Consider the following 23,875-nt stretch of genomic DNA (forward strand, 5'->3'; position numbering starts at 1 on the left):
ATGAAAAAACTCTCCCTGCTGATTTTAGTATTTAGCTTAGTTTTTTCTGCCTTTGCCCAGGACCAAAAACGACCAAAAATCGGTGTGGTTTTGAGTGGCGGTGGTGCGAAAGGATTGGCGCATATCGGCGCGTTGAAAGTCTTGGAGGAAGCCGGCGTGAAAGTCGATTATATCGGCGGAACCAGTATGGGGGCCATTGTCGGCGGTTTGTATGCTTCCGGGTACACCGCCAAACAACTGGATTCCATTTTTACCGTGGTGGATACCGATGCGCTCCTTCAGGATTACATTCCCAGAACCTCCAAAAGTTTTTTCGAAAAAAGAAACGACGAGGTATACGCACTGACCTTGCCGTTTAACAAGTTTAAGGTAGGCGTTCCCACAGCACTTTCGAAAGGGATGTACAACTATAATTTACTCAGCCGATTAACCAATCACGTGCGTTTGATTCGGGATTTCGATAAACTTCCCATTCCGTTTGTTTGTATTGCCACCGATATTGAAACCGGAGAGAAAGTGGTGCTTAAAAACGGCATTCTGCCCAAGGCGGTTCTGGCCAGCGGAGCCTTTCCGTCGTTGTATACGCCAGTGGAAATTGACGGCCGATTGCTCGTGGATGGCGGGGTGACCGACAATTATCCGATTGAAGAAGTTCGGAAAATGGGTGCCGATATCATTATTGGTGTCGATGTGCAGGAAGGTTTGAAAGACAGGGATAATTTGGGTGGCGCTTCCGGAGTTTTGGTGCAGATTACCAATTTCACCATGATTGAAAAGATGGAAGCGAAGCGCAAGGCCACCGATATTTATATCAAACCGGATATTAAAGGCTATTCGGTTATCTCGTTTGATTTGGGGAAAGAAATCATTAATAAGGGGGAGGAAGCTGCCTTTTCGGTGTATGAGCAAATCGCCAAATTGGGTTTTACCGCTAACGAAAACCGAAGAAAAGTTCCTGTTATCGAACCCACAGACACGCTAAATATCGGCAGCATTAAGGTCAACAACCTCAATAATTTTACACGAGCCTATGTTTTGGGGAAGTTGCGATTTAAAAACAACTCCAAAATCACTTTTCAAAAACTAAGCGACGGAATCAGTAATCTGAGTTCCACACAAAATTTCAGTGCTATCTCATATTCATTTGAAAAAGGGTATGATAAGGACAATCTTGTATTGGAACTGAAAGAAAATCCGGTGAAACGGTATCTGAAATTCGGAGTGCATTATGACGGTTTGTATAAAAGTGCCGCGTTAATAAACGTAACACAAAAGAAAGTCTTCTTTAAAAACGATAATGTTTCTTTGGATGTGGTTTTGGGCGATAATTTCAGATACAATCTGAATTATTATTATGATAATGGGTTTTATTGGAGTTTTGGGGTGAATTCCCGATACAATCAGTTCAACAAAAACATCACCACCGATTTTGCCAACGGCATAGCGCTTGAGTCGCTCGGGACAAATTCCATCAATATCAATTTTTCCGATTTCACCCAACAGGTGTTTGCCCAAACCGTTTTCGCACAAAAATTTCTTGTGGGCGCCGGAACGGAATGGAAACATTTGAAAATCAAATCGGAAACCCTGGGAAATATCAATCCGGTTTTGGAGAACAGCAGTTATGCGTCTATGTACGGGTATGTGAAATTCGATTCACAGGATAAAAATTACTTCGCTAAGAAAGGAGTGCATTTTTTTGGTGATTTTAAATCGTTTGTGTATTCGTCGGATTACACCAATTCTTTTGAACCGTTTTCCATCGCCAAAGCCGATATTGAAATAGTGCAGACTTTCTTTAAGCGTGTAGCGGTGAAACTCCAGTCCGAAGGGGGATTTGCCATCGGAGAACGAAGTATTCCTTTTCATGATTTCGTTTTGGGAGGCTACGGCTACAGCATGATTAATAATTTCCGTCATTTTTACGGCTATGACTTCCTTAGCATTGCGGGGGACAGTTATGTGAAAGGCGAAATAGGATTGGATTACGAATTTTACAAAAAGAACCATTTTAATTTCAGTGCCAATTTTGCCAATGTGGGAAATGCGATTTTCGAAGACGACCGTTGGATTTCCCGTCCTAAATATTCCGGCTATGCGCTGGGATACGGATTGGAAACATTTATCGGACCAATAGAACTCAAACATTCCTGGTCTCCCGAAACCCGAAACCATTTCACCTGGATCAGTTTGGGCTTCTGGTTTTAAAAGCCCTGAAACGGCTTAACTAAGGTTTTTATGCGTTAATTTCCCTTTTTTTGTAACAATGTTTCAAAAAAACTCTATTTTTGGAAACTTAAAATACCAAAAATACTATTTATGTCAATCTGGAAAAGAAAATCTATAACTCTCCTTCTGTCTGAAGCGGATGAGTCAGAAAAAGGTTTAAAAAGAACATTGTCTTCCCGTGCCCTTGTAGCCTTAGGTGTCGGCGCGATTATTGGTGCAGGTCTTTTCTCATTAACCGGGATCGCTGCTGCGGAACATGCCGGACCAGCGGTAACCCTGTCGTTTGTTTTGGCGGCTGTGGGATGTGCTTTTGCCGGACTATGTTATGCGGAATTTGCATCGATGATACCGGTAGCCGGTAGTGCTTATACCTATTCTTATGCGACTATGGGTGAGTTCATGGCGTGGATCATAGGTTGGGACTTGGTTTTGGAATATGCTCTTGGCGCTGCGACCGTTGGGGTTAGTTGGTCAAGATATCTTCTGGAACTGTTAAGTAAATTCGGAATTCATCTGCCTCCCGATTTGATCTGTTCACCTTGGGAAACCTTAAAACTCAGCGACGGAACTGTCATTGAAGGCGGGATTATCAATCTTCCTGCAATTTTCATCGTTTCCATTTTGTCATTGTTGTTAATCAGAGGGACAAAAGAATCGGCTTCAATGAATAATTTCCTTGTGGTTTTAAAAGTTGCAGTAGTAATATTATTTATTGTTTTGGGTTGGCAATTTATAGATGTCAACAATTACACTCCTTATATTCCTGAAAACACCGGTGTATTCGGTGAATTTGGTTGGTCCGGAATTGCTGCCGGCGCGGGGACTGTTTTCTTTGCCTTCATCGGTTTTGATGCGGTTTCAACGGCTGCCCAAGAAGCAAAAAATCCGCAAAAAGGGATGCCTATCGGTATTTTAGGATCTTTGGTTATCTGTACCGTTTTGTATGTTTTGTTCGCTCACGTAATGACCGGTCTTGTGCCGTATACTGAATTTGCAGGTGACGCAAAACCTGCCGCGACCGCGTTTGCCAAAACAGGTTATGATTTCCTGCAGACTGGACTTATTATTGCTATTTTAGCGGGATATACTTCGGTTATCCTGGTGATGTTGATGGGACAAAGCCGTGTGTTTTACACCATGAGTAAGGATGGCTTGTTACCTGGTTTTTTTGGAGACATTCATGCTAAATTCAGAACGCCTTGGAAGACAAACTTATTCTTTATGGTATTCGTAAGTTTGTTTGCCGGTTTTGTACCGGTATCCGACTTAGGTCACATGGTAAGTATCGGTACGTTATTGGCTTTCGTTCTGGTTTGTATCGGTGTTTTGGTAATGCGTAAAAGAATGCCGGATGTACCAAGAGCCTTCAAAACGCCATTGGTTCCTTTTGTGCCTGTTGCGGGAATTTTGGTGTGCTTGTTTTTGATGTATTCATTGCCGGGTGAAAGCTGGGTTCGTTTATTTATCTGGATGGGACTTGGTGTCGTTCTTTACTTTATTTATGGTAAAAAGAACAGTAAAATTAACAATGAATAATTTTTAGAGGATATTGTATTTCTAAAAAAACCCAAAAGGAACTTCTTTTTGGGTTTTTTTATTTTGCGCATTTTCAATAAAATTTCCGATATTTGTAGTGTTATGAATAAATCTTGGATCGGTTTATTAGCACATCTTAAATTCCTCATCAAGAGAAATCCTGAATGAGCCATTTTCTTTTTGATTAATTGAGAAAGTTCCTTAGCCGAGCTTTTATACAGTAACTTTAAACAAAAAAGAACATGCCATTTTATCATAAATTAGGAAAAATTCCCCACAAAAGACACATACAGTTCCGTAAGGAAAACGGGGACTTGTATTACGAGCAATTGTTCGGAACCGTGGGATTTGACGGAATGTATACCAATTCCTATCACGAACACCGCCCAACGCAAGTAAAAGAAATCAGAAGCCAATACAGTGTAGCGCCTAAAATCGCCAAAGCCAATAACATCCAGTCGTACCGATTGCGAGGTTTTGAAGTGGCGCCACAGGACGATTACCTGGAAAGCCGCAAAATCGTACTGACGAATTCCGATTGCCATATCGTACTGGCCGCACCAAGAAAATCCACTACCGATTATTTTTATAAAAATACCGATTCCGATGAGGTTATCTTCATCCACCGAGGAACCGGGAAATTAAGAACCATGTTAGGGAATCTTGATTTCAAATACGGTGATTATTTGGTGGTGCCGCGCGGCATGATTTATAAAATCGATTTCGATACCGAAGACAATCGTTTGTTTATCGTAGAATCCCACGCGCCGGTATATACCCCAAAACAATACCGCAACTGGTTCGGACAACTTTTGGAGCATTCACCTTTCTGCGAGCGCGACATCCGTCGTCCGGAAGAATTGGAAACCTACGACGAAAAAGGCGAATTCATCATCAAAGTAAAAAAGAAAGACGAAATTTTCGATTTGGTGTATGCCACGCACCCTTTCGATGTGGTGGGGTATGATGGTTTCAACTATCCGTATGCCTTCTCCATTCACGATTTCGAACCGATTACGGGAAGGATTCACCTTCCGCCACCGATTCACCAGACGTTTGAATCAGCGGCTTTTGTAATTTGTTCCTTTGTACCGAGATTGTACGATTACCATCCGCAATCCATTCCTGCGCCTTACAACCACAGTAATATCGATGCCGATGAGGTATTGTATTATGTGGATGGTGATTTCATGAGCCGAAACGATATCGAAGTCGGACATATTTCTTTGCATCCGGCAGGTATTGCACACGGACCGCACCCGGGCGCTGCAGAAAGAAGTATCGGTAAAAAAGAAACTCAGGAATTGGCTGTTATGGTGGATACGTTCAAGCCGCTTATGGTTACGGAAGAGGCCATGAAAATCGCCGATGATAAGTATTACCAATCCTGGTTAGAGTAAAATAATAAGAATTAGAAGCAATTCCCGCTATCCGCTATATCTTTTCAGTTTCAACTTGCTGGGGCAAGTTTAAACTAAAAAGGATGCCGCTGCTATCGGGGCTAGATAAAGACAACAAACACAACCGGTAACAGAAAGTCATTTTTCGGTTACCCAAAAAAATAAAACAGTATGGCACAAGAAATAAAATCAGTAGAATACGGATTAGAAAAAATATTTGAAGGCGCACAGGATTTCCTTCCCTTATTAGGAACCGATTATGTGGAATTCTATGTTGGAAACGCCAAACAGGCCGCTCATTTTTACAAAACCGCTTTCGGATTCCAGTCACACGCTTATGCGGGATTGGAAACAGGAATGAAAGACCGCGCTTCGTACGTATTGAAGCAGGATAAAATCCGTTTGGTATTAACCACCGCGTTGAACAGTGATTCGCCAATCGGGGAACACGTTAAAAAACACGGAGACGGGGTAAAAATCGTAGCGTTGTGGGTAGAAGATGCCCGTTCCGCTTTCGAAGAAACTACAAAACGTGGGGCAAGAGTCTTCATGGAGCCCACAGTGGAAACCGATGAGTTTGGTGAAGTGGTACGTGCCGGAATTTACACCTACGGCGAAACGGTTCATATGTTCGTAGAGCGTAAAAACTACAACGGAACGTTCCTACCAGGCTACAAAGAATGGAAATCGGATTATAACCCAACTCCGGTTGGCTTAAAATATGTTGACCACATGGTAGGTAACGTGGGTTGGAACGAAATGAATACCTGGGTAAAATGGTACGAAGATGTGATGGGGTTTGTGAACTTCCTTTCGTTTGACGACAAACAGATTACTACAGAATACTCGGCTTTGATGTCCAAAGTAATGAGTAACGGCAACGGACGCATCAAATTTCCAATCAACGAACCGGCAGAAGGGAAAAAACGTTCCCAAATTGAAGAATATTTGGATTTCTACGAAGGTCCAGGAGTACAACATATTGCCGTGGCTACGGATGACATCCTTACAACGGTTGCCGAAATGCGTGCCCGTGGGATAGAATTTTTAAGTACACCGCCACAAGCGTATTACGATGCTATTCCGGAGCGTTTGAAAGATCACATGTCCAAATTTAAAGAAGATATCAACGAACTTCAGAAATTGGGAATCATGATTGACGCGGACGAAGAAGGGTATCTGTTGCAGATTTTCACCAAGCCGGTGGAAGACCGTCCGACACTTTTCTTCGAAATTATTCAAAGAATGGGAGCGAGAGGCTTCGGTGCCGGGAATTTTAAGGCCTTGTTTGAGTCCATCGAGAGAGAGCAACAATTGCGAGGAACATTATAAAAATTATGGTTATATTGCATATAATGCAAAAAAGAAGCTTTTAAAAACATAAATTTTGCTAAAAATGTGTTAAAGTTAATTTTTTGGTTGCAATTTGACAACAAAACCAACTACATTTGCACTCGCAAAAATGAGGAAGTCATAACCCCTCATTCGAGCTAGTAAATTTTCATAATTTATAGTTTTTTGGTTGGTTAATAGCATAAAAACTCAGTCATTTGTTTGACTGAGTTTTTTTGTTTAGTACTTTTGGAATGAAAATTGTATTAATGGTTATAAATTTTATAAATTTAAACCAATGAAAAGATTTACAACACTTCTGACCCTTCTCGGTTTACTGGTTTTGGCGGTTTCTTTTACTGCTGTCAAACAGGAAGATGCCTTTACTACCGGGGAATTCTTCAAATTCCGAATCCATTACGGCCTTGTGAATGCGGGGTATGCCACTTTGGAAGTCAAAGAAGCGGTGCGAAACAATAAAAAAGTACACCACGTTATCGGAAAAGGATATACCGTTGGAATGACCAAGTTTTTCTTCAAGGTTCAGGACGATTACCAAAGTATTTTCGACAAACAAACCGGACAGCCTTACCAATACCTCAGAAAAATTGACGAAGGAGGATATACCAAAAATCAGGAAGGTTTTTTTAATCAGACAAAAAACACCATTCTTGTTAAAGACTATAAAAATAATACCGAAAAAACATTTTCAGTACCCGAAAATGTTCAGGATATTGTATCTTCGTTTTATTATTTAAGAAACCATCCGAAAATAGACAAACTGGCCGTGGGCGAGTCCATTCTTATCGATATGTTTTTTGACGACGAGGTTTTTAAGTTCAAACTCAAATACCTGGGCAGGGAAGATATCGATACCAAATTCGGGATAATTCCGACTATGGTTTTCAGGCCTTACGTACAATCGGGACGTGTCTTTAAGGAACAGGAAAGTTTAACGGTCTGGATTTCAGACGATGATAATAAAATGCCAATACGAATAAAAGCCAGTTTGGCAGTCGGCTCCCTAAAAGCGGATTTGGAAGGTTTTAAAGGATTAAAGAACTCTTTTAAAGTAAAAGTGAAACAATAATGGAAATTACTCCTGAGATTAAAGATAGAATCAATCAGATTGATGAAAAGTTTCAAGCCATCAATCAAAAAACAGAAACACATTTAGAAGGTCTTTTATGGGCAAAACCCATTACGTATTGGGATTATATTCAAACCGATGCGCTTTTAAACCTGCAAATCCAACGCACCACTTTGCCGGATGAAATGGTGTTTATCATGTACCATCAGGTGAATGAGTTATTGTTCAAGATGATTCTTTGGGAGATCCAACAGGTGTCGCATTGCGAAAAACTGACTACCGATTTTTTCACGGAACGTTTAATGCGCATTAGCCGTTATTTCGATATGCTTACCACATCGTTCGATATTATGGGCGATGGTATGGAAGTGGAGCAATACCTGAAATTTCGAAATACCTTAACACCGGCAAGCGGATTCCAGAGTGCACAATACCGTATGATTGAATTTGCCTCTACGGATTTGATTAATCTTATCGACCATCGATTCAGAGCAACCATCGACAGGAATACGCCTTACGAACACGCTTTTGATCACCTGTATTGGCAGGCCGCCGGAAAGGATTATAAAACAGGTGAGAAATCATTTTTATTACTGGAGTTCGAAAGAAAATACAAAAAAGAATTTTTGAGTCTGATGGAAGAATACAATACCATCAATTTGTGGCGAAAATTCAAACAACTACCCGAAGCCGATCAGCAAAATGCCGATTTGATCGCCGCCATGCGTCACTACGACAAAACGGTAAACATCACTTGGGTAATGGGGCATTATAACGCTGCAGTGAAATACATCGAGAGCGTTCCCGGAAACCACGAAGCGACCGGAGGCAGTGATTGGAAAAAATACATGTTGCCAAAATACCAAAGAAGGATATTTTTCCCGGAACTTTGGAGCAAAGAAGAATTGGAAAAATGGGGAGAATAAAACAGTAACCAACCAAAACCAACACCATTGAGATACGTCACAATCATATTATTATCACTAATATTATTTGCTTGTAACAATAAGGAGGAAAAGGGAAAAACAAATAAAGCGGAAGTTAAAAAAGAGAAAATTGTAGTCGAATTCGGTTTCCGATTGAACGATTTTAAAGTCATTCACGATACAATCCAATCCGGCGACAGCTTTGGTAAAATTCTGGGAGAACAAGGTTTTGATGCCGCTAAAGTACATCAGATCAATGAAAAAGTGAAAGATTCTTTTGATGTCCGCAATATCCGAATCGGGAAACCTTTTACCTTACTTCAAAATAAAACAGCACCCAACGATTTAAAAGTGTTCATTTATCAACCCGATAAAATGAGCTATTTTGTTGTGGATTTGCGTGATTCTATCCCTGTAGTCTATAAAAAAGAGCGTCCTGTCGTTATTAAACGAAGAACAATAGCCGCTGCCATCGACGGTTCGGTTTCCAGTACGTTGAGTCGCGCAGGAGTTTCTCCGGCTTTGGCTCCGGAACTGTCTAAAATTTATGCCTGGTCCATCGACTTCTTTAAAATTCAGAAAGGCGATAAATTTGCCGTAACCATCAATGAAAAATACCTTGAAGGCGGCGAATATCTTGGAGTGGAAAGTGTAGAGGCTTCTTATTTTGAATACAAAGGCAAGAAAATCTATGCGTTTCCGTTCAAACAGGACGAAAATTCCAAAAGAGTCGATTATTACGATGAGGAAGGAAAAGTGCTGAAAAACATGTTCCTGAAAGCCCCACTGAAATTCGTAAACATCACCTCCCGATTTACCCGCAGCCGCTTCCATCCCGTGCAGTTGCGCTGGAAGGCCCATAACGGTACCGATTATGCCGCGGCAACCGGAACGCCGATTATGACCACCGCCTCGGGAACCGTTGAACAAACGGGCTATACCGCCGGTAACGGAAATTTCGTTAAAGTAAAACACAATTCGACCTATTCGACCCAATACCTGCACATGTCTAAAATCCTGGTGCGTCGCGGACAACACGTGCAGCAGGGACAAGTGATCGGTAAAGTGGGAAGTACCGGTTTGGCGACTGGCCCGCACGTTTGCTACCGATTCTGGAAAAACGGAGTTCAGGTGGATCCGTTGCGCCAGAAATTACCCAACTCGGAACCGATGAACCCAAAATACAAGGCCCGTTTTATGGCAGAAAGTGCGCCGTTGAAAAAAGAATTAGACAGTGTTTCATTTGCTAAATTCGGAGAATAATGGCGTTAGAAAACACAAATCCCACAGGAACTGTTGCCTGGCAAAAACTGCGCGCCCATTTCGAAACTATGGGGCCGACTTCAATGCAGGAAATGTTTGCTGCCGACAACAAAAGAGCCGAAAAATTGCACCTTCAGTGGAATGATTTCCTTTTGGATTATTCCAAAAACCGAATCAACGCCGAAACCCTTCAGCTGCTTTTACAGTTAGTGGAGGAAGTAAAGCTGAAATCGGCCATTCAGAACTATTTCTCTGGCGATAAAATCAATGTAACCGAAAACCGGGCAGTACTTCATACCGCTTTGCGTTCGTCGGAAAAAAGCATACTGGTTGACGGGGTTAACATCCTAACCGAAGTTCAAGCCGTACAATCAAAAATAAAATCCTTTACCGAAGCGATTATTTCAGGAAGTCAAAAAGGTTTTACCGGAAAACCGTTCACCGATGTGGTGAATATCGGTATTGGCGGCTCCGATTTGGGTCCGGATATGGCCGTGGAAGCCCTGCAGTATTACAAAAACCACCTGAACCTCCATTTTGTTTCCAATATCGACGGTGATCACGTTGCCGAAACCATTAAAAAGCTAAATCCGGAAACCACTTTGTTCGTAATCGTTTCCAAAACTTTTACGACACAGGAAACCCTTTCGAATGCTACCATGCTTAAGAACTGGTTTTTACAGTCGGCAAAGGAAGATGATGTGGCGAAGCATTTCGTGGCGGTGTCCACCAATAGTGAAAAAGTAACCGAATTCGGTATCACTTCCGAAAATACGTTCCCGATGTGGGACTGGGTTGGCGGACGCTTTTCGATGTGGAGTGCGGTGGGATTGTCCATTGCTTTGGCGGTGGGTTACGATAATTTCAAACAATTACTCGAAGGGGCCCATGAAATGGACGACCATTTTAAGAACGAACCTTTCGAAAAAAACATACCGGTAATTTTAGCCTTGCTGAGCATTTGGTACACTAACTTTTTCGGCTGTGAGACGGAAGCGGTTATCCCGTATTCGCAGTATCTGAAAAAACTGGCACCCTACCTGCAACAGGCGGTGATGGAAAGTAATGGGAAAAGTGTGGATCGCGACGGAAATCCGGTGCATTACCAAACCGGAAACATTATCTGGGGCGAACCGGGCAGTAATGCACAACACGCTTTCTTTCAATTAATTCACCAAGGAACCAAACTGATCCCGTGTGATTTTATCGGTTTTAAAGAATCCCTTCACGGCAATAAAGATCATCACGACAAACTGATGTCCAATTTCTTCGCCCAAACCGAAGCCTTACTGATGGGGAAAAGGGTTGCGGAAAGCACTCAAAACGACTTTTTAACTCCTTTTAAGGGATTTGAAGGCAATAAACCCACAAACACCTTACTGATTAAAAAACTAACGCCCAAAACGCTTGGTTCGTTAATCGCGATGTACGAGCACAAAATTTTTGTTCAGGGGGTAATCTGGAATATTTTCAGTTACGACCAATTTGGAGTCGAATACGGCAAACAACTGGCAAATACGATACTGGAGGAAATCAAATCAGGAAAAGCAACTTCGCACGACAGCTCCACTACATTTCTTCTAAACCAATTTTTAAAATAACATAGGCGTCATCCTTTTAACAAACAGATAAACATCCGATAACGTTTACAAAAAGCGAAAAGGTCATTTTTGCAATGACAAAGCTTTTAAGTAAGCACCGTGTGTTATTTATTCAAAAACCTCCTTATCGAAAGACCGGGAGGTTTTGTGTTTTATATCATTTCGATTAATTCCAACGCGCGTTTTATCGACTTCACGTTTTCAAAGGTCAGCAACAAACGCAAGCCGTTTTTGGTTTCCTTCTCTTTCATTTTGCAGATATTGCCGTTTTGCTGTACAAACTGAACCACTTTCATGAATTTCGCCGATTGATAGAAGTTGGATTGCTGGTCGGAAACAAAATACCCTACCATTTTTCCCTGTTTCAATACCAGTTTTTCAATTCCGATATGGGTCGCTTTCCATTTGATGCGGATGCTGTTCAGTAACGCAATCGCCTGTCTTGGCAACGGTCCGAAACGGTCAATCAAATTCTGTTCATAGTTTTGAAGCGCTTCTTCGGTTTTGATGGTGCTCAATTCGTTGTACAAATTCAAACGCTCCGAAATGTTGTTGATGTATTCGTCCGGGAACAGCAATTCGAAATCGGTATCAATCTGAATGTCTTTGACGTATTCCTTGGTTTCGATGTCGTTTTCTTCCGGATACAACTCCTTGAATTCATTTTCTTTCAGTTCCTCGATGGCTTCGTTCATGATTTTCTGATAGGTGTCAAAACCGATGTCGTTAATGAAACCGCTTTGTTCACCACCCAACAAATCACCGGCACCACGAATTTCCAAATCTTTCATGGCGATATTGAAGCCACTACCCAGTTCACTGAACTGTTCCAAGGCCTGAATTCTTTTTCGCGCTTCTTCCGTCATCGCCGAATAGGGCGGACAGATGAAATAACAGAACGCTTTTTTATTGCTTCGTCCCACACGCCCGCGCATCTGGTGTAAATCGGACAATCCGAAATTATTGGCATTGTTGATGAAAATCGTATTCGCATTCGGTACATCCAAACCGCTTTCGATGATGGTCGTCGCTACCAAAACGTCAAATTCGCCGTCCATGAAGGCCAACATCAGTTCTTCAAGTTTTTTACCGTCCATTTGACCATGACCGACGCCTACCTTTGCTCCGGGCACCAAGCGCTGAATCATGCCCGCAATTTCCTTGATGTTTTCAATTCGGTTGTTGATGAAATACACCTGTCCGCCGCGTTCAATCTCATACGAAATCGCATCGCGAATGACTTCTTCGTTAAAACCGACCACTTGGGTTTCTATGGGATAACGGTTCGGTGGCGGGGTAGTGATTACAGACAAATCCCGTGCCGCCATCAGTGAAAACTGTAAGGTTCTCGGAATCGGTGTTGCGGTTAGTGTCAGGGTATCGACGTTATGGGCGATGGTTTTCAGTTTGTCTTTTACGTTTACGCCGAATTTCTGTTCTTCGTCCACGATTAACAAGCCCAAATCCTTGAAAATCACATTTTTATTCACTAATTGATGGGTGCCAATCAAAATATCGAGTTTCCCTTCTTCGAGTTGTTTTAGGGTTTCCGCTTTTTGTTTCGCCGAACGGAAACGGTTGATATAGCCCACATTCACCGGCATGTCTTTCAAACGCTCGCGGAAGGTTTTATAATGCTGAAACGCCAAAATGGTAGTCGGTACCAAAACGGCCACCTGTTTTCCGTTATCCACGGCTTTGAAGGCGGCACGAATCGCGACTTCCGTTTTCCCGAAGCCCACGTCACCACACACCAAACGGTCCATCGGACGGTCGTTTTCCATATCGATTTTCACTTCCTGTGTCGCTTTCATCTGATCCGGCGTGTCTTCGTAAATGAACGACGATTCCAGTTCGGCCTGTAAATAGCTGTCGGGAGCAAAGGCGAACCCTTTGTCCAAACGGCGTTTTGCGTACAGCTGAATCAAATTGAATGCGATATGTTTAACCCTTGCTTTGGTTTTCTGTTTTAAAGTTTTCCAGGCGCTGGAACCTAATTTGTAAATCTTAGGCGGTGCACCGTCTTTTCCGTTGTATTTCGAAATTTTGTGCAGCGAATGGATGCTCACATACACAATATCGTTATCGGCATAGACCAATTTGATGGCTTCCTGCGTTTTACCTTCCACCTGAATTTTCTGTAACCCGCCAAATTTCCCGATACCGTGATCGATGTGCGTCACATAATCGCCTACGGAAAGGGTGTTCAACTCTTTCAGCGTGATGGTTTGCTTTTTCGAATAGCCGTTTTTCAGATTGAACTTGTGGTAGCGTTCAAAAATCTGATGGTCGGTATAACAGGCGATTTGGTTTTCTTCATCGATAAATCCCTGAAACAGCGGAAAAACGATGGTTTTGTATTGTTTGCGGAGGTTCTCATGATTGGCTTCGTCCAGACTTTTTGACGGTTTTTTTATTGTTTTTATTTGGTCGTCAAGAACCATCTTATTAAGACTGTCATTTGGAACATAATCTTCCCTCATGATGGTTTCAAAAATATCGTGGAAACGCTTGGCCTGTCCATCATTGGAACAGAACAGATAATTCTTGATACCGTTAAAATGATTGTCGTTTAGGTTGTTCAATAGTAAATCAAATTGTTTGTTGAACGACGGTTGCGGCTGGATGTGAAATTCGAACGTTTTTTCGGCGCGGAAAATTGGATGTTTGGAGGCCAATTCGACTAAAGTGAAATCCAGTGCTTTTTTCACAAACGCCTGTTGGTTCAAAAACATCGCTTCCGGTGCGGCGTGCTGAATATCTTTGGATAGTTTATCAAACGCTTCCGTGGCTTTTCCGAACAACTTGTCCAATTGCGACAAGAGCAAATCGGTATTCTGAAGGAAAAGTACTGTTTGCGGATTGATGTAATCGAGAAAACTCTCACGGTTCTCTTTCAGGAATTTGTTCTCGACATTCGGGATGATGCTGATTTTCTTCTGTTTTTCGATGGAAAGCTGGGTTTCGACATCAAAACTCCGGATGGTGTCCACTTCATTACCGAAAAATTCGATGCGGTATGGATTGTCATTGGAAAACGAAAAGACGTCGATGATTCCGCCTCGTACGGAAAATTCGCCCGGTTCGGAAACGAAATCCACGCGTTTGAAGTTGTATTCGAACAAGACTTCATTAATGAAATCAATGGAAATGGAATCGCCAACGGCTACTTTCAATGTGTTTTTGTCCAATTCCTTTCGGGTCACCACTTTTTCGAAAAGTGCATCGGGATAGGTAACGATAATGGCCGGTTTTTTTCGCGAGTTGATGCGGTTGAGTACTTCGGCACGCAACAAAACATTGGCATTATCGGTTTCTTCAATCTGATACGGACGACGGTAGGAACCGGGATAAAACAACACATCCTGATCGTTAATCATGTTTTCGAGGTCGTTCAGATAATACGCCGCTTCTTCCTTATCCTGAAAAATCAGTAAATATGGAAGTTCGTTTTTACGGAAAAGCGCTTCGATAACAAACGACAACGAAGACCCAATCAATCCTTTCATTTGGATTTTCGATTCGCGTTTTTGCAATTGTTCCGCAATCTGGGCGACTTTCGCCGATTTATGATAGGTATTTTGGATGTCGGTTTTCAAGATATCTTATTACTGCTGCTACTGTGATTTATTCCTTAATTTGTGGTGCTTCCTGAAGTTCACGTCGGGCATGACGCGTGGTGTCGAGTGCCTGAAGCATGATCGCTTCGCCTTCCTCTTTCGGGATTTCGCTTTTTACGATAATCTCATTCATCTGATTCTGTATGGAGATGACTTCCGTGGAAATATCCTGAATAATCGTGATGACTTTTTTGGTGGGGATGTATTCCAGTGAAATAAAGGTGTCCAACGATTTCAGTTTGGTGTTCAATGTCGAAATACGGCTTTTTACAGCTGGTTTGTCGAACATTTTCGGAATACCAACGCTTAACGAATCGGCTTTAGCGCTTAGGTTCTTGGCTTTCAGACGGAAGGCGGTCAGAGAACTTTTCGGTTTTTGCTGGAGTTCCTGATTAAAAACACGCCATCTTTGCCAGCTGCTGATGTTGGCCTGTACTTTTGGTGCTACTGGCGGAATGTTGAACTTCCAGTTTTGATTGATGATGGCAAATACCGAATCGTTATGTTTGGCTGCTTTGCCACTGTCGGCCATTCGTTCGTCCTTGTCGTTGCAGGAAAAAAGCACAAGTGATAGTAAAAGTAACAGCGAAGACTTGATGTTCATAGTTCGAGTTTAGAAAGCAAATTTACAAATGTTATTGTAAACTCCTTTTTTTGATAGGATTATGTTAACTAAAAATCTGTTTTTTGTGAATTGTGAATTTTCGGAATGAAAAGCGATTCGTAATTTTTGTCAAAAGAGTATCTTTGTAAGTAACAAACGAACACAAATGAGCACGAAAATCTTAATCATTGGCGCTTGCGGACAGATTGGTACCGAACTGACAGCCAAGCTGCGAGCCACTTACGGAGTGGATAATGTTGTCGCATCCGATATCCGAAAACTGGAAAATGACGTGGTAAAAAACGGAATTTTCGAAGTGGTTAACGCTTTAGATTACAATCAGATAGAACATCTTATTGAGAAATATCAAATCACCGATGTGTATCTGATGGCGGCTTTGCTTTCGGCTACAGCAGAAAAGAACCCTGCTTTTGCCTGGGATCTGAACATGAATTCGTTGTTTCACGTGCTTAATTTGGCGAAAGCCGGTAAAATTCAAAAGATTTTCTGGCCTTCCAGTATCGCGGTTTTCGGACCTACAACACCAAGAAACAACACACCTCAATACACTGTTATGGAACCTTCGACAGTATACGGCATTTCGAAACAGTCCGGAGAACGTTGGTGTGAGTATTATAACAAACAATATGGCGTGGATGTGCGAAGCATCCGTTATCCCGGATTGATTTCCTGGACGTCGCCTCCCGGTGGCGGTACTACGGATTATGCCGTGGATATCTACTACAAAGCGTTGGAAGATAAAAAATTCACCTGCTTCCTTTCGGAAAATACCGGTTTACCGATGATGTATATGGACGATGCCATTAAAGCGACCATCAGTATCATGCAGGCCCCGGCGGAAAAGATCAAAATCCGTTCTTCGTACAATTTGTCGGCGGTGAGTTTTACGCCGAAAGAGATTGCGGAATCGATTAAGAAACACATTCCGGAATTTACCATTGATTATGCGCCCGATTTCCGTCAGGCGATTGCCGACAGCTGGCCGGCAAGTATAGATGATTCATATGCAAGAACCGATTGGGGCTGGCAGCACGATTTCGATATGGAACGAATGACTTCGGTAATGCTGGAGAATTTAGCCAAAAAATAAGAAATGAAAATAAAAGAAACGCTACCTGTTCGGGTAGCGTTTCTGCATTAAAAACCAAACACAAATTATTGCACAATCGGAGCTCTCAACGACTCCAAAACCGCAACAACCTCATTAATTATTCCTGTATCGGTAACTCCGTTCAAACCGGCAGCGGCACCCACATAGCCGATGAATTTATCATAATTGGCATCGGTAGCGGTAGTTCCCATTCTTGGATTGGTATCCGGGTTGTGCGCATCCACCATGTTTAAGCCCGTGTAGGTATTGGTGGCACCTCCTCCGGTATTGGCCGAAAAGAAATCGGTTAAGTTGTCGCTCAGTACGGCTACATTGGTGGCGTTGCCGCTGGATACTTCGGCTACAATCGGTGCAAAATGAGCACCCAGATTACCTTCCGAACCAGCTACGATATCAGCTACAATTAATGTAATGGTACTGTCTACCACCGAACGGTAACTCAAACGCCCTTGTTCGATCATCTGACCCGGATTGTTCGGATCGGCCACCATGGTGGTCCCGCCCAGTTTCTGGTATAAGGTTCTTTCTGCGGGTGTCATTGCAGTGTCATCGTCATCATTACACGATGTGAAGCATACGGCTGTTCCGGTGAACAGTACTAAAAGCGCGATTTTTGATAGCTTTTTCATAAGAATAGTATTTATAGATTAATTAAAAATTCGTTGGATTCCTCTTGAGAATTTGAAGCTGAAGCTGTTGGTGTTCATTGCCGGGCAGACTTTTTTCGATGCGGTTTCATTGGAGATCGTAAAGCGTTCGGCCTTGTAATTTCCTTTGGCCATCAAAAGATGGTACACTCTTTCGGAGTCGGTAATGCGGTTGTCGTGGAAGTAGACCAATACGCCGGTTTCTTTGTTCAGTCGGTCGTTTTTAACCCCCGGAATCGATTTTAAATGGCGGTGAATTTCTTTCGCCTTGAGCGAGTCGATTGGTTCTTTAAAGTCGATGCGGCTGATTTGCAGTGTGGCATTGTCAATCTGTATCGGTTTTGCGGTAGCGATATGTACCACCAATACGATAAAAAGCAGCGCGATGGTTCCTAGGATACTGCCTGCTATCCATTTTACGGTTTTATTGATTTTCATACCTGTTGTCTTTTTGTGTTCGTTTGGTTATCTACGAGAAAAAAGCCCAGTTGGTTTTACAGGATTGAAAAAAAAATATAGAAATAAAAAAACCTGCTCGGTAGAACAGGTTTTCGGAGGATTACTTTTTGAGTTGCTGAATCAGGGCATCTTCGATAGGTGCTTTAATCTTAACGACCTCATTAATGTTATCGTTCGGTACGGTGGCTGAGAGTACGTAATGTTTGATCTTCCATACGCCTTTTTCCTTCACCATTACGCCGGAGCCCTGACAGATTTTCATCCACGTATCCAGTAATTCATTAAACCAGGCTGTTTTGCCGGAGGCATCGAAATAGATATTGCGGTTTAAGGGTTTGAAATTCCACGCAGCGCCTTTATCGAAATACGGTTTGGCAAAGTCCTGAAACTGTTTTTTGTTCCAGTTTTCTGTGGCGTCGGTGCCGATGAAGATCGATTCGTTCGACATGGCGCCGAAATAGTTGTTGAAATTGCCTTCCGCCGCGGCTTTGTGCCAATTGTCCAGTACCGTGGTGATGGCTTGTTTGTCGGACTGGTGTTTTTGTGCCGAGATTTTACCGGAAATCAGCGTTAGGGTGGCAAGCAGTAAAAATAGTTTTTTCATGAGGTTTAATTTTATAGCAATTTACGCAAAGTTTTTCATTTCCCCTCCTTTGGAGGGGTGCCCGTAGGGTGGGGTGGTTTTTTCGGATACAACATTGAAATTCCGATTAACAGCAAATGTTTTCAGAGACTCCCAAAGGTTTTAAAGCCAACTAAACAGCCCTGATGGTAGCGGTATCCTTTTGTGGATTTCGTTTTTTACGAGAGGAGCAAAAGATTTAGCGTACAGCAGGAATAAGGAATCCAAATTAGCCCAAGCCATTCGCTTTGAAACTATTTTTTCACCCCAAATGAATCGATAATAAATTGTTCCAAATCCTTCATAACGTTGTCGGTATCATGAAGTATTTTGTGATTGGAGGTTTTGAAGAGTTTTAGTCCTAATGAAATCAGAAAGACTTCACGTTTTTCATCGTATTCTTCCTTAGTGTTGTGACTTTCCCCGTCAATTTCAATGATTAGCCCCAAAGCTTTCACGTAAAAATCGACTATATAGCTTCCGATGATGCGCTGCCGATCGAAATCAATGTTCCAAAAGGTTTTGTTTCGTACCTGTCTCCAAAAGACGACTTCAGGAAAATGGCCTGCTTTTCTGAGGCTTTTGCTCTGTGAACCAGAGCCGGGTTATAGGGAAGGTCTGTTACGAAATTCCTTTTTATGGGGATTCCGTTAATTTGGGTTAGTATTGGCGGATTCATTTTGTATGGCTTGTATGTTATTGTTGTGTTTAATGAAATTATTTTATGGGGTAATTTCATTATGGGTAAACCACCCCGCCCTGCGGGCACCCCTCCAAAGGAGGGGAATTTAAGACCGATTAATTACTACCGTTTTTATATTGACAAATTCCTTGATGCCTTCTTCGGATAATTCCCTTCCGTAACCGGATTTTTTAATGCCTCCAAACGGTAATCGCGGATCGGATTTGACCATTTCGTTGATGAATACGGCGCCCTCGTGGAATTCGTTGATGCGGTTTCTGATGTAATTAATATCTTCGGTGAAGATGGAAACCCCCAAACCGAATTCGGACTGGTTGCTGATTGCGATGGCTTCGTTTAAGCTGTCGAACGCCAATAATGCAGCGACGGGTCCGAAAGTTTCTTCTTTGAAAACCGGCATTTCGGGTGTGACATCAACCAATAGTGTGGGTTCGTAGAAAGCGTCTTTCCGTTTTCCGCCCAAAATAACTTTGGCGCCCATGGCGATGGATTGGTTGACTTGTTTTTCCAGCTCTACGGCTAAGTCAAGACGGGCGAGGGGTCCGATTTGCGTTTCGGTGTTCATCGGGTCGCCGACTTTGAGTTGGCTTACGGCCAGTTTGTATTTTTCGGTGAAGGTGGCGAAAACGGTTTTCTGAATCAGGAAGCGTTTGGCGGCAATACAGCTCTGTCCGGCATTCTGCATGCGGGCGTTTACGGCTATAGCCACCGCTTTGTCCAGATTGGCGTCTTCGCAAACGATAAAGGCGTTGCTGCCCCCGAGTTCCAATAAGGATTTTTTCAGGTATTTTCCCGCCTGAGCGGCTACGGCACTTCCGGCGGCTTCACTTCCGGTTAGGGAAACGGCTTTGATTTCGGGGTGGGCGATGACTTCCGCGACTTTATCACTTGGAAGATGCAGGTTTTGATATACACCAATGGGGAAATCGCTTTCCATAAACAGGGCTTCGATGCTTTCGGCAGATTGGGGTACGTTGCTCGCGTGTTTGACCATCACGACATTTCCGGCAAGGATGGACGGAATCGCGAAACGAAACACCTGCCAGAACGGGAAGTTCCATGGCATGACGCCCAAGAGGACGCCCAAGGGTTCGTAGGTTACGAAACTTTCCTGCGCTTCGGTTTTGATGTGTTTGGTTTGCAGTAGGGCAGCAGCGTTCTCGCTATAATACTCGCAGAGTACGCCGCATTTGTCGACTTCGGCAAGGGATTGCGTGATGGGTTTGCCCATTTCCTGTGTGATAAGTGTCGCATAATGGAGCCGGTTTTCGTGGAGTACCTTTTTGAGGTTGTCTACCAGACCGATGCGCTCTTGGAGCGGCATGGCTTTCCAGTACCCGAAGGCTTCCTGTGCCGTGTTTATTTTTGTTTGCATGACAATACCGTTGTGAAAGGTAAAGTTACGGTTTTTGTCTGAAACCTGTTTTGGTTTTTGCTTGCTCGGGGCTTTCTCGGGTTGTACTCGAACTATCCTCGGAGTATCCACGGCTTTAAGTCGGAGTAGTAGGGATTTGGAATTTGGGAGGGATGAGGTATGGTATGTATGGAATAACAATGATGTTACTTTGGTGTTGCCATGACACTAGGAAGGTTGATATGAAAGTTGTTTTTGAAGTATGATTGAAATTTTGACTTTGAATAATGATACTTATTGTCGGTTGACCTAAGCATACAATATGTATAGTTTTACTCAATGACAAATAAGTTTTTACTTAAAGAATTTGGGGACAGAATTAAGCAATTAAGGCTTGAAAAAGGGATTAGTCAGGAAAAATTATCTTTTTTGACTGGTTTTCACAGAACTTATATCGGTATGATTGAAAGAGGAGAGAGAAATATTTCCCTTACTAATATGGCAATCTTTGCTAAAATTTTTGAAGTTAATCTTTCTGAGCTTTTGGATTTCGAATCAATTAACCCAAATCATAGTTTTAGTGATTATGAATTAAAATCAGAATAATAATGTCAAGAAAGCACTCATTTGTATTGACATTATCTAATAATGTTACTGAAAAAGAAGGCGTAAATTATCTAATAGAAAATTTCACAGGTTTTTTCAAGATAGATTTAGCAACAAAAAAGGAATTGCTCGATTTGTTGAAAATCGAACATAGATTTTTGCAAGCTTTTGATTTAATTTATGTGCCTTCAATGGTAGGCAGAAATATCGATACTGATTTTGTTCAAACCTATTTGGAAGATATACTTTTAATTGAGTTGAAAACGACTAAAAAATATTTACCGGATAATCCTAAGGGTTTCTTTTTTGGCGCAACTGAAAATGAATTTAATTTTGGAAAAATTTTAGGAGACAGATTTAGATTTTGTTTTGTAAGCTTAAATGAAAAAGGCTCGTCTTATGCTTTCTTAACGATTGATGAGTTAGAACTAAAAATTAAAAATAGAAGAATTCAATATCAGATTAATCTATAATTTCTTCTATCATAAATGATGAATGTTCGAGTTCATTGAGTATCTCCTCTTTTGAGTATTTATATTTTTTTATAAATTCAATTTTTTCATTTATATCAAAGTAATAATAAAAATCACCTTTTTTATAGATTAACCATGTTGAGGTTAGCATTCCTTTTCTCTTAGTTAATTGAAATCCTTTGTTTGGATAATTTTCTAATTCATCAATAATTTCATTAATTTTCATGATTTTTAATTTTGTATTAATACTTTTTTCTATATCGGAGATCTAGTTTCTGTCTACATTGGAAACATTGGCTAAATACTCAATGGAGAAGCCTTTTTCTTCCCTTAGCTGTTTCACTTTTAAACCAAATTTTTCCTGAATATTCATAGTTTTTAAAATTATGTTTACGCCTACAATTGACCTGCCTACAATTGACCTCAAAAAAATCTTTTTATTAACGGGTTTGGAATTGGAAATTTGAGTTATTGGATGCTTTTGTAGTTAACCGCCTCGCTCTTTGGGCACCCCTCCGGAGGAGGGTAATTCTACCGTTTCGTTCTTTGCGGAATTTATCTTCGGAAGGAATTTCAGAAAAAATAAAGAAGATCTTCGTATGGCAAGAGTTAAAGCAAACGGAGTAATGGTTGTTGCAATTTTTTTAAAATATTTTTTTTGCAACGAAAGTTGTGACTTTTTTTTCAGAATAAAATTTTTGACACAGTTTTTGTTGCAAAAATTTAAAAATTATTTTTTTGCAACACTAAATAGGAAGCAGAATGACTTTTGTAGTCAGCCACCCCGCCCTACGGGCACCCCTCCAAAGGAGGGGAATCAAAAAACCCCTGCATAAGCAAGGGTTGTAGTATATTGAATAACCGTAAACGGTTTATTTTTTCTTCTTTGTATCGAACATGGAAAGCAGAAGCCCGCCCATAACACTTCCGTAGAGCGTACTGTTTACCGGACTTGAGGTGATGGCACACGAGCCCTCGCATCCAAAGTAAAGGAAATAGAAATAACCTCCCGCAGCGCCCAAGACGCCGCCGGCCAACCAAAGCAGTACTGTTTTTTTATTCATTGGTTTGTTTCTTACAGGTATTTATGCCTAATAGTGTGTATAACGGACAGAAACTCATAAAACTGGTCAGCAGAAAAACAATGCCGACGCCTAATGCCACAAAGGCAAGGGTGCCGGTGATAATTTCCAGGGCGACCAATACTGCTAAAACGAGGGCGACTCCGATGCGGATGAATTTGTCGCGTTTTCCCATGTTTGCTTTCATAATTATTCTTGTTTAATGGTTTTGTTTTGGTCCTTCGACAGACTCAGGATGGTAGTTAACTGTGTTGTTTTATAACACTAATCAGATCGTTCTTCGATAGTACGCCTGACTGCCGCCACAGTTGCTTTCCGTTTTTGAACAGCAACATGGTGGGTACCCCGCGCACCTGAAACTGTGCTGCGATGGCCTGATTCTTATCGACATCGATTTTCAGTATTGAAACGCTGTCGCCCAATTCGTCTTTGACTTGTTTGAGAATCGGGGAGAGGGTCTGACACGGTCCGCACCAGGTAGCGAAAAAATCTACCAGTACGGGTTGGTCTTTGTTAATTATTTCTGAGAAATTGCTCATTATTGTTTGTTGTTTCTTTTTTGGGGCACAGCACAACCTCTCGGCCCGCATCCGAAGTTAAAGATGGCCTGTATGAGGAAAAAAGCCGCAAATGCCATGAAAAACCATTCGTGGGTACGGATGGCTTCGTAGCCTAAAAGCAGCGCTAACGCCAATCGGAAATAGCGCATGAAATGCCAGTTCTGAAAAAAAGTATGCATGGTAATTTTTTAATGTTTACGTAAAGTTACGAAATAGAAGTGTAGGAAATGTAACTCTTGTTACTTTGGATGTGGAGAAAAGAAAATGGATGATAGAAAATAGATAGTAGAGAAAGAAGGGGGGATACTTGTTCTTTATGAAAAACTGCTCCGTTTGTGCTGTGACAGGTGTTCTTCCGGTGTAAAAATAAAAAAAGCCCGACATTACTGTCAGGCTTTTTCTGCTCCCCCTCTTGGGCTCGTCCCGATAGCTATCGGGACAAGGCCCCTCTTAGGTGTATTTTTCTAATAGTTTTACGGTTATTTCTGGAAAGACACTTAGGTTATGAATGTATTTTTTACTTTTCATTGATTTGATGTGCTTTTCGATTTTTCTTGCTTGGCAGATGTCTTTGCAGATTATTTTGTAAAATATAGTCCAATCGTCAGTTATTTTGGTGTGTGCTTTTTTGAATTC

The 23,875-nt window shown here is 41.8% G+C and carries 24 protein-coding genes and 1 pseudogene; 11 read left to right on the plus strand and 14 right to left on the minus strand.

From position 1 onward, the window contains the following. The 8 genes from BLQ05_RS11835 to pgi all read left to right on the plus strand — a co-directional run bounded on the left by BLQ05_RS11835 (position 1) and on the right by pgi (position 11,377). The gene (locus BLQ05_RS11835; RefSeq protein WP_023577659.1) at positions 1-2,208 is read left to right on the plus strand and encodes a patatin-like phospholipase family protein; all 2,208 of its coding nucleotides are present in this window, start codon (positions 1-3) and stop codon (positions 2,206-2,208) included. Positions 2,209-2,319: 111 nt separating this feature from the next. Next, positions 2,320-3,765: an amino acid permease gene (locus BLQ05_RS11840; protein ID WP_023577660.1), complete on the plus strand. Its 1,446-nt coding sequence runs from the start codon at positions 2,320-2,322 to the stop codon at positions 3,763-3,765. Positions 3,766-4,007: 242 nt separating this feature from the next. Continuing rightward, positions 4,008-5,165 (plus strand): homogentisate 1,2-dioxygenase, encoded by a 1,158-nt coding sequence (locus tag BLQ05_RS11850; RefSeq protein ID WP_023577662.1) that lies wholly within the window; start codon positions 4,008-4,010, stop codon positions 5,163-5,165. A 171-nt stretch (positions 5,166-5,336) separates the two neighbouring features. Beyond that, positions 5,337-6,497, plus strand: a complete 1,161-nt coding sequence (hppD, locus tag BLQ05_RS11855; RefSeq protein WP_023577663.1) for a 4-hydroxyphenylpyruvate dioxygenase — start codon at positions 5,337-5,339, stop codon at positions 6,495-6,497. Between the two features lie 298 nt (positions 6,498-6,795). After that, positions 6,796-7,587 (plus strand): DUF3108 domain-containing protein, encoded by a 792-nt coding sequence (locus BLQ05_RS11860; protein ID WP_035655071.1) that lies wholly within the window; start codon positions 6,796-6,798, stop codon positions 7,585-7,587. Beyond that, on the plus strand, positions 7,587-8,513 hold the full coding sequence (locus tag BLQ05_RS11865; RefSeq protein ID WP_023577664.1) for a tryptophan 2,3-dioxygenase family protein: 927 nt from the start codon (positions 7,587-7,589) through the stop codon (positions 8,511-8,513). Before BLQ05_RS11860 ends, BLQ05_RS11865 begins: the two co-directional genes overlap by 1 nt. Before the next feature lie 27 nt (positions 8,514-8,540). Further along, on the plus strand, positions 8,541-9,776 hold the full coding sequence (locus BLQ05_RS11870; protein ID WP_023577665.1) for a peptidoglycan DD-metalloendopeptidase family protein: 1,236 nt from the start codon (positions 8,541-8,543) through the stop codon (positions 9,774-9,776). Next, the gene (gene pgi, locus BLQ05_RS11875; protein ID WP_035655072.1) at positions 9,776-11,377 is read left to right on the plus strand and encodes a glucose-6-phosphate isomerase; all 1,602 of its coding nucleotides are present in this window, start codon (positions 9,776-9,778) and stop codon (positions 11,375-11,377) included. Before BLQ05_RS11870 ends, pgi begins: the two co-directional genes overlap by 1 nt. A gap of 152 nt (positions 11,378-11,529) precedes the next feature. On the opposite strand, the gene mfd is transcribed toward pgi, so the two are convergent. Next, complete coding sequence (gene mfd / locus BLQ05_RS11880; protein ID WP_238321158.1) at positions 11,530-14,886, minus strand: transcription-repair coupling factor; 3,357 nt, start codon at positions 14,884-14,886, stop codon at positions 11,530-11,532. Positions 14,887-15,004: 118 nt separating this feature from the next. Continuing rightward, the gene (locus BLQ05_RS11885) at positions 15,005-15,601 is read right to left on the minus strand and encodes a hypothetical protein (protein ID WP_023577668.1); all 597 of its coding nucleotides are present in this window, start codon (positions 15,599-15,601) and stop codon (positions 15,005-15,007) included. Between the two features lie 166 nt (positions 15,602-15,767). On the opposite strand from BLQ05_RS11885, the gene BLQ05_RS11890 reads away from it, so the two are divergent. Next, positions 15,768-16,712: an L-threonine 3-dehydrogenase gene (locus tag BLQ05_RS11890; RefSeq protein WP_023577669.1), complete on the plus strand. Its 945-nt coding sequence runs from the start codon at positions 15,768-15,770 to the stop codon at positions 16,710-16,712. Between the two features lie 65 nt (positions 16,713-16,777). Here BLQ05_RS11890 and BLQ05_RS11895 read toward each other — a convergent pair whose 3' ends face one another. The 6 genes and pseudogenes from BLQ05_RS11895 to BLQ05_RS11915 all read right to left on the minus strand — a co-directional run bounded on the left by BLQ05_RS11895 (position 16,778) and on the right by BLQ05_RS11915 (position 20,539). After that, a complete protein-coding gene (locus tag BLQ05_RS11895) occupies positions 16,778-17,362 on the minus strand; it encodes a globin family protein (RefSeq protein WP_023577670.1) in 585 nt (194 codons plus the stop codon). An 18-nt stretch (positions 17,363-17,380) separates the two neighbouring features. Next, entirely contained in the window at positions 17,381-17,818 is a 438-nt protein-coding gene (locus BLQ05_RS11900; RefSeq protein ID WP_023577671.1) for a hypothetical protein, read from the minus strand. Positions 17,819-17,939: 121 nt separating this feature from the next. Then, positions 17,940-18,443, minus strand: a complete 504-nt coding sequence (locus BLQ05_RS11905) for a nuclear transport factor 2 family protein (protein WP_023577672.1) — start codon at positions 18,441-18,443, stop codon at positions 17,940-17,942. Between the two features lie 272 nt (positions 18,444-18,715). Further along, positions 18,716-18,991, minus strand: a pseudogene (locus tag BLQ05_RS13875) (endonuclease domain-containing protein); the annotation flags it as partial. Next, positions 18,931-19,140: a hypothetical protein gene (locus tag BLQ05_RS13880; protein ID WP_238321157.1), complete on the minus strand. Its 210-nt coding sequence runs from the start codon at positions 19,138-19,140 to the stop codon at positions 18,931-18,933. The pseudogene BLQ05_RS13875 and the gene BLQ05_RS13880, both read right to left, overlap by 61 nt. Positions 19,141-19,249: 109 nt before the next feature. After that, positions 19,250-20,539, minus strand: coding sequence for an NAD-dependent succinate-semialdehyde dehydrogenase (locus BLQ05_RS11915; protein WP_074460141.1), 1,290 nt, complete (start codon positions 20,537-20,539; stop codon positions 19,250-19,252). A 318-nt stretch (positions 20,540-20,857) separates the two neighbouring features. Between BLQ05_RS11915 and BLQ05_RS11920 the strand changes: the two genes are divergently transcribed. After that, positions 20,858-21,124, plus strand: a complete 267-nt coding sequence (locus BLQ05_RS11920; RefSeq protein WP_051365788.1) for a helix-turn-helix domain-containing protein — start codon at positions 20,858-20,860, stop codon at positions 21,122-21,124. Positions 21,125-21,126: 2 nt separating this feature from the next. After that, positions 21,127-21,597 carry a hypothetical protein gene (locus tag BLQ05_RS11925; RefSeq protein WP_023577677.1) on the plus strand — a complete coding sequence of 157 codons (471 nt, stop codon included), beginning with the start codon at positions 21,127-21,129 and terminating at the stop codon, positions 21,595-21,597. On the opposite strand, the gene BLQ05_RS11930 is transcribed toward BLQ05_RS11925, so the two are convergent. From BLQ05_RS11930 to BLQ05_RS13830, 6 genes are all read right to left on the minus strand, one after another. Next, positions 21,587-21,823 carry a hypothetical protein gene (locus tag BLQ05_RS11930; RefSeq protein WP_023577678.1) on the minus strand — a complete coding sequence of 79 codons (237 nt, stop codon included), beginning with the start codon at positions 21,821-21,823 and terminating at the stop codon, positions 21,587-21,589. The genes BLQ05_RS11925 and BLQ05_RS11930 overlap by 11 nt on opposite strands. 646 nt (positions 21,824-22,469) lie before the next feature. Continuing rightward, positions 22,470-22,661 (minus strand): hypothetical protein, encoded by a 192-nt coding sequence (locus tag BLQ05_RS11940; RefSeq protein ID WP_035655075.1) that lies wholly within the window; start codon positions 22,659-22,661, stop codon positions 22,470-22,472. Continuing rightward, complete coding sequence (locus BLQ05_RS11945; RefSeq protein ID WP_023577681.1) at positions 22,654-22,866, minus strand: YgaP family membrane protein; 213 nt, start codon at positions 22,864-22,866, stop codon at positions 22,654-22,656. The genes BLQ05_RS11940 and BLQ05_RS11945 overlap by 8 nt, the downstream gene beginning before the upstream one ends. Positions 22,867-22,921: 55 nt before the next feature. Next, entirely contained in the window at positions 22,922-23,218 is a 297-nt protein-coding gene (trxA, locus tag BLQ05_RS11950) for a thioredoxin (RefSeq protein ID WP_023577682.1), read from the minus strand. Then, positions 23,218-23,418, minus strand: coding sequence for a hypothetical protein (locus BLQ05_RS11955; protein ID WP_035655076.1), 201 nt, complete (start codon positions 23,416-23,418; stop codon positions 23,218-23,220). The genes trxA and BLQ05_RS11955 overlap by 1 nt, the downstream gene beginning before the upstream one ends. Positions 23,419-23,689: 271 nt before the next feature. Beyond that, positions 23,690-23,875, minus strand: a 186-nt coding sequence (locus BLQ05_RS13830; RefSeq protein ID WP_483299152.1) for a GIY-YIG nuclease family protein, incomplete at its 5' end; no start/stop codon positions are given.

This window comes from Flavobacterium saliperosum (genome assembly GCF_900100625.1).
GTDB lineage: Bacteria > Bacteroidota > Bacteroidia > Flavobacteriales > Flavobacteriaceae > Flavobacterium > Flavobacterium saliperosum.

Bases quoted from the DNA above. Each gene is read 5' to 3' on its own strand.
- BLQ05_RS11835 (WP_023577659.1), top strand. From the start codon at position 1: ATGAAAAAACTCTCCCTGCTGATTTTAGTATTTAGCTTAGTTTTTTCT.
- BLQ05_RS11840 (WP_023577660.1), top strand. From the start codon at position 2,320: ATGTCAATCTGGAAAAGAAAATCTATAACTCTCCTTCTGTCTGAAGCG.
- BLQ05_RS11850 (WP_023577662.1), top strand. From the start codon at position 4,008: ATGCCATTTTATCATAAATTAGGAAAAATTCCCCACAAAAGACACATA.
- hppD (WP_023577663.1), top strand. From the start codon at position 5,337: ATGGCACAAGAAATAAAATCAGTAGAATACGGATTAGAAAAAATATTT.
- BLQ05_RS11860 (WP_035655071.1), top strand. From the start codon at position 6,796: ATGAAAAGATTTACAACACTTCTGACCCTTCTCGGTTTACTGGTTTTG.
- BLQ05_RS11865 (WP_023577664.1), top strand. From the start codon at position 7,587: ATGGAAATTACTCCTGAGATTAAAGATAGAATCAATCAGATTGATGAA.
- pgi (WP_035655072.1), top strand. From the start codon at position 9,776: ATGGCGTTAGAAAACACAAATCCCACAGGAACTGTTGCCTGGCAAAAA.
- mfd (WP_238321158.1), bottom strand. From the start codon at position 14,886: ATGAAAGGATTGATTGGGTCTTCGTTGTCGTTTGTTATCGAAGCGCTT.
- BLQ05_RS11885 (WP_023577668.1), bottom strand. From the start codon at position 15,601: ATGAACATCAAGTCTTCGCTGTTACTTTTACTATCACTTGTGCTTTTT.
- BLQ05_RS11890 (WP_023577669.1), top strand. From the start codon at position 15,768: ATGAGCACGAAAATCTTAATCATTGGCGCTTGCGGACAGATTGGTACC.
- BLQ05_RS11895 (WP_023577670.1), bottom strand. From the start codon at position 17,362: ATGAAAAAGCTATCAAAAATCGCGCTTTTAGTACTGTTCACCGGAACA.
- BLQ05_RS11900 (WP_023577671.1), bottom strand. From the start codon at position 17,818: ATGAAAATCAATAAAACCGTAAAATGGATAGCAGGCAGTATCCTAGGA.
- BLQ05_RS11905 (WP_023577672.1), bottom strand. From the start codon at position 18,443: ATGAAAAAACTATTTTTACTGCTTGCCACCCTAACGCTGATTTCCGGT.
- BLQ05_RS13880 (WP_238321157.1), bottom strand. From the start codon at position 19,140: ATGAATCCGCCAATACTAACCCAAATTAACGGAATCCCCATAAAAAGG.
- BLQ05_RS11915 (WP_074460141.1), bottom strand. From the start codon at position 20,539: ATGCAAACAAAAATAAACACGGCACAGGAAGCCTTCGGGTACTGGAAA.
- BLQ05_RS11920 (WP_051365788.1), top strand. From the start codon at position 20,858: ATGACAAATAAGTTTTTACTTAAAGAATTTGGGGACAGAATTAAGCAA.
- BLQ05_RS11925 (WP_023577677.1), top strand. From the start codon at position 21,127: ATGTCAAGAAAGCACTCATTTGTATTGACATTATCTAATAATGTTACT.
- BLQ05_RS11930 (WP_023577678.1), bottom strand. From the start codon at position 21,823: ATGAAAATTAATGAAATTATTGATGAATTAGAAAATTATCCAAACAAA.
- BLQ05_RS11940 (WP_035655075.1), bottom strand. From the start codon at position 22,661: ATGAATAAAAAAACAGTACTGCTTTGGTTGGCCGGCGGCGTCTTGGGC.
- BLQ05_RS11945 (WP_023577681.1), bottom strand. From the start codon at position 22,866: ATGAAAGCAAACATGGGAAAACGCGACAAATTCATCCGCATCGGAGTC.
- trxA (WP_023577682.1), bottom strand. From the start codon at position 23,218: ATGAGCAATTTCTCAGAAATAATTAACAAAGACCAACCCGTACTGGTA.
- BLQ05_RS11955 (WP_035655076.1), bottom strand. From the start codon at position 23,418: ATGCATACTTTTTTTCAGAACTGGCATTTCATGCGCTATTTCCGATTG.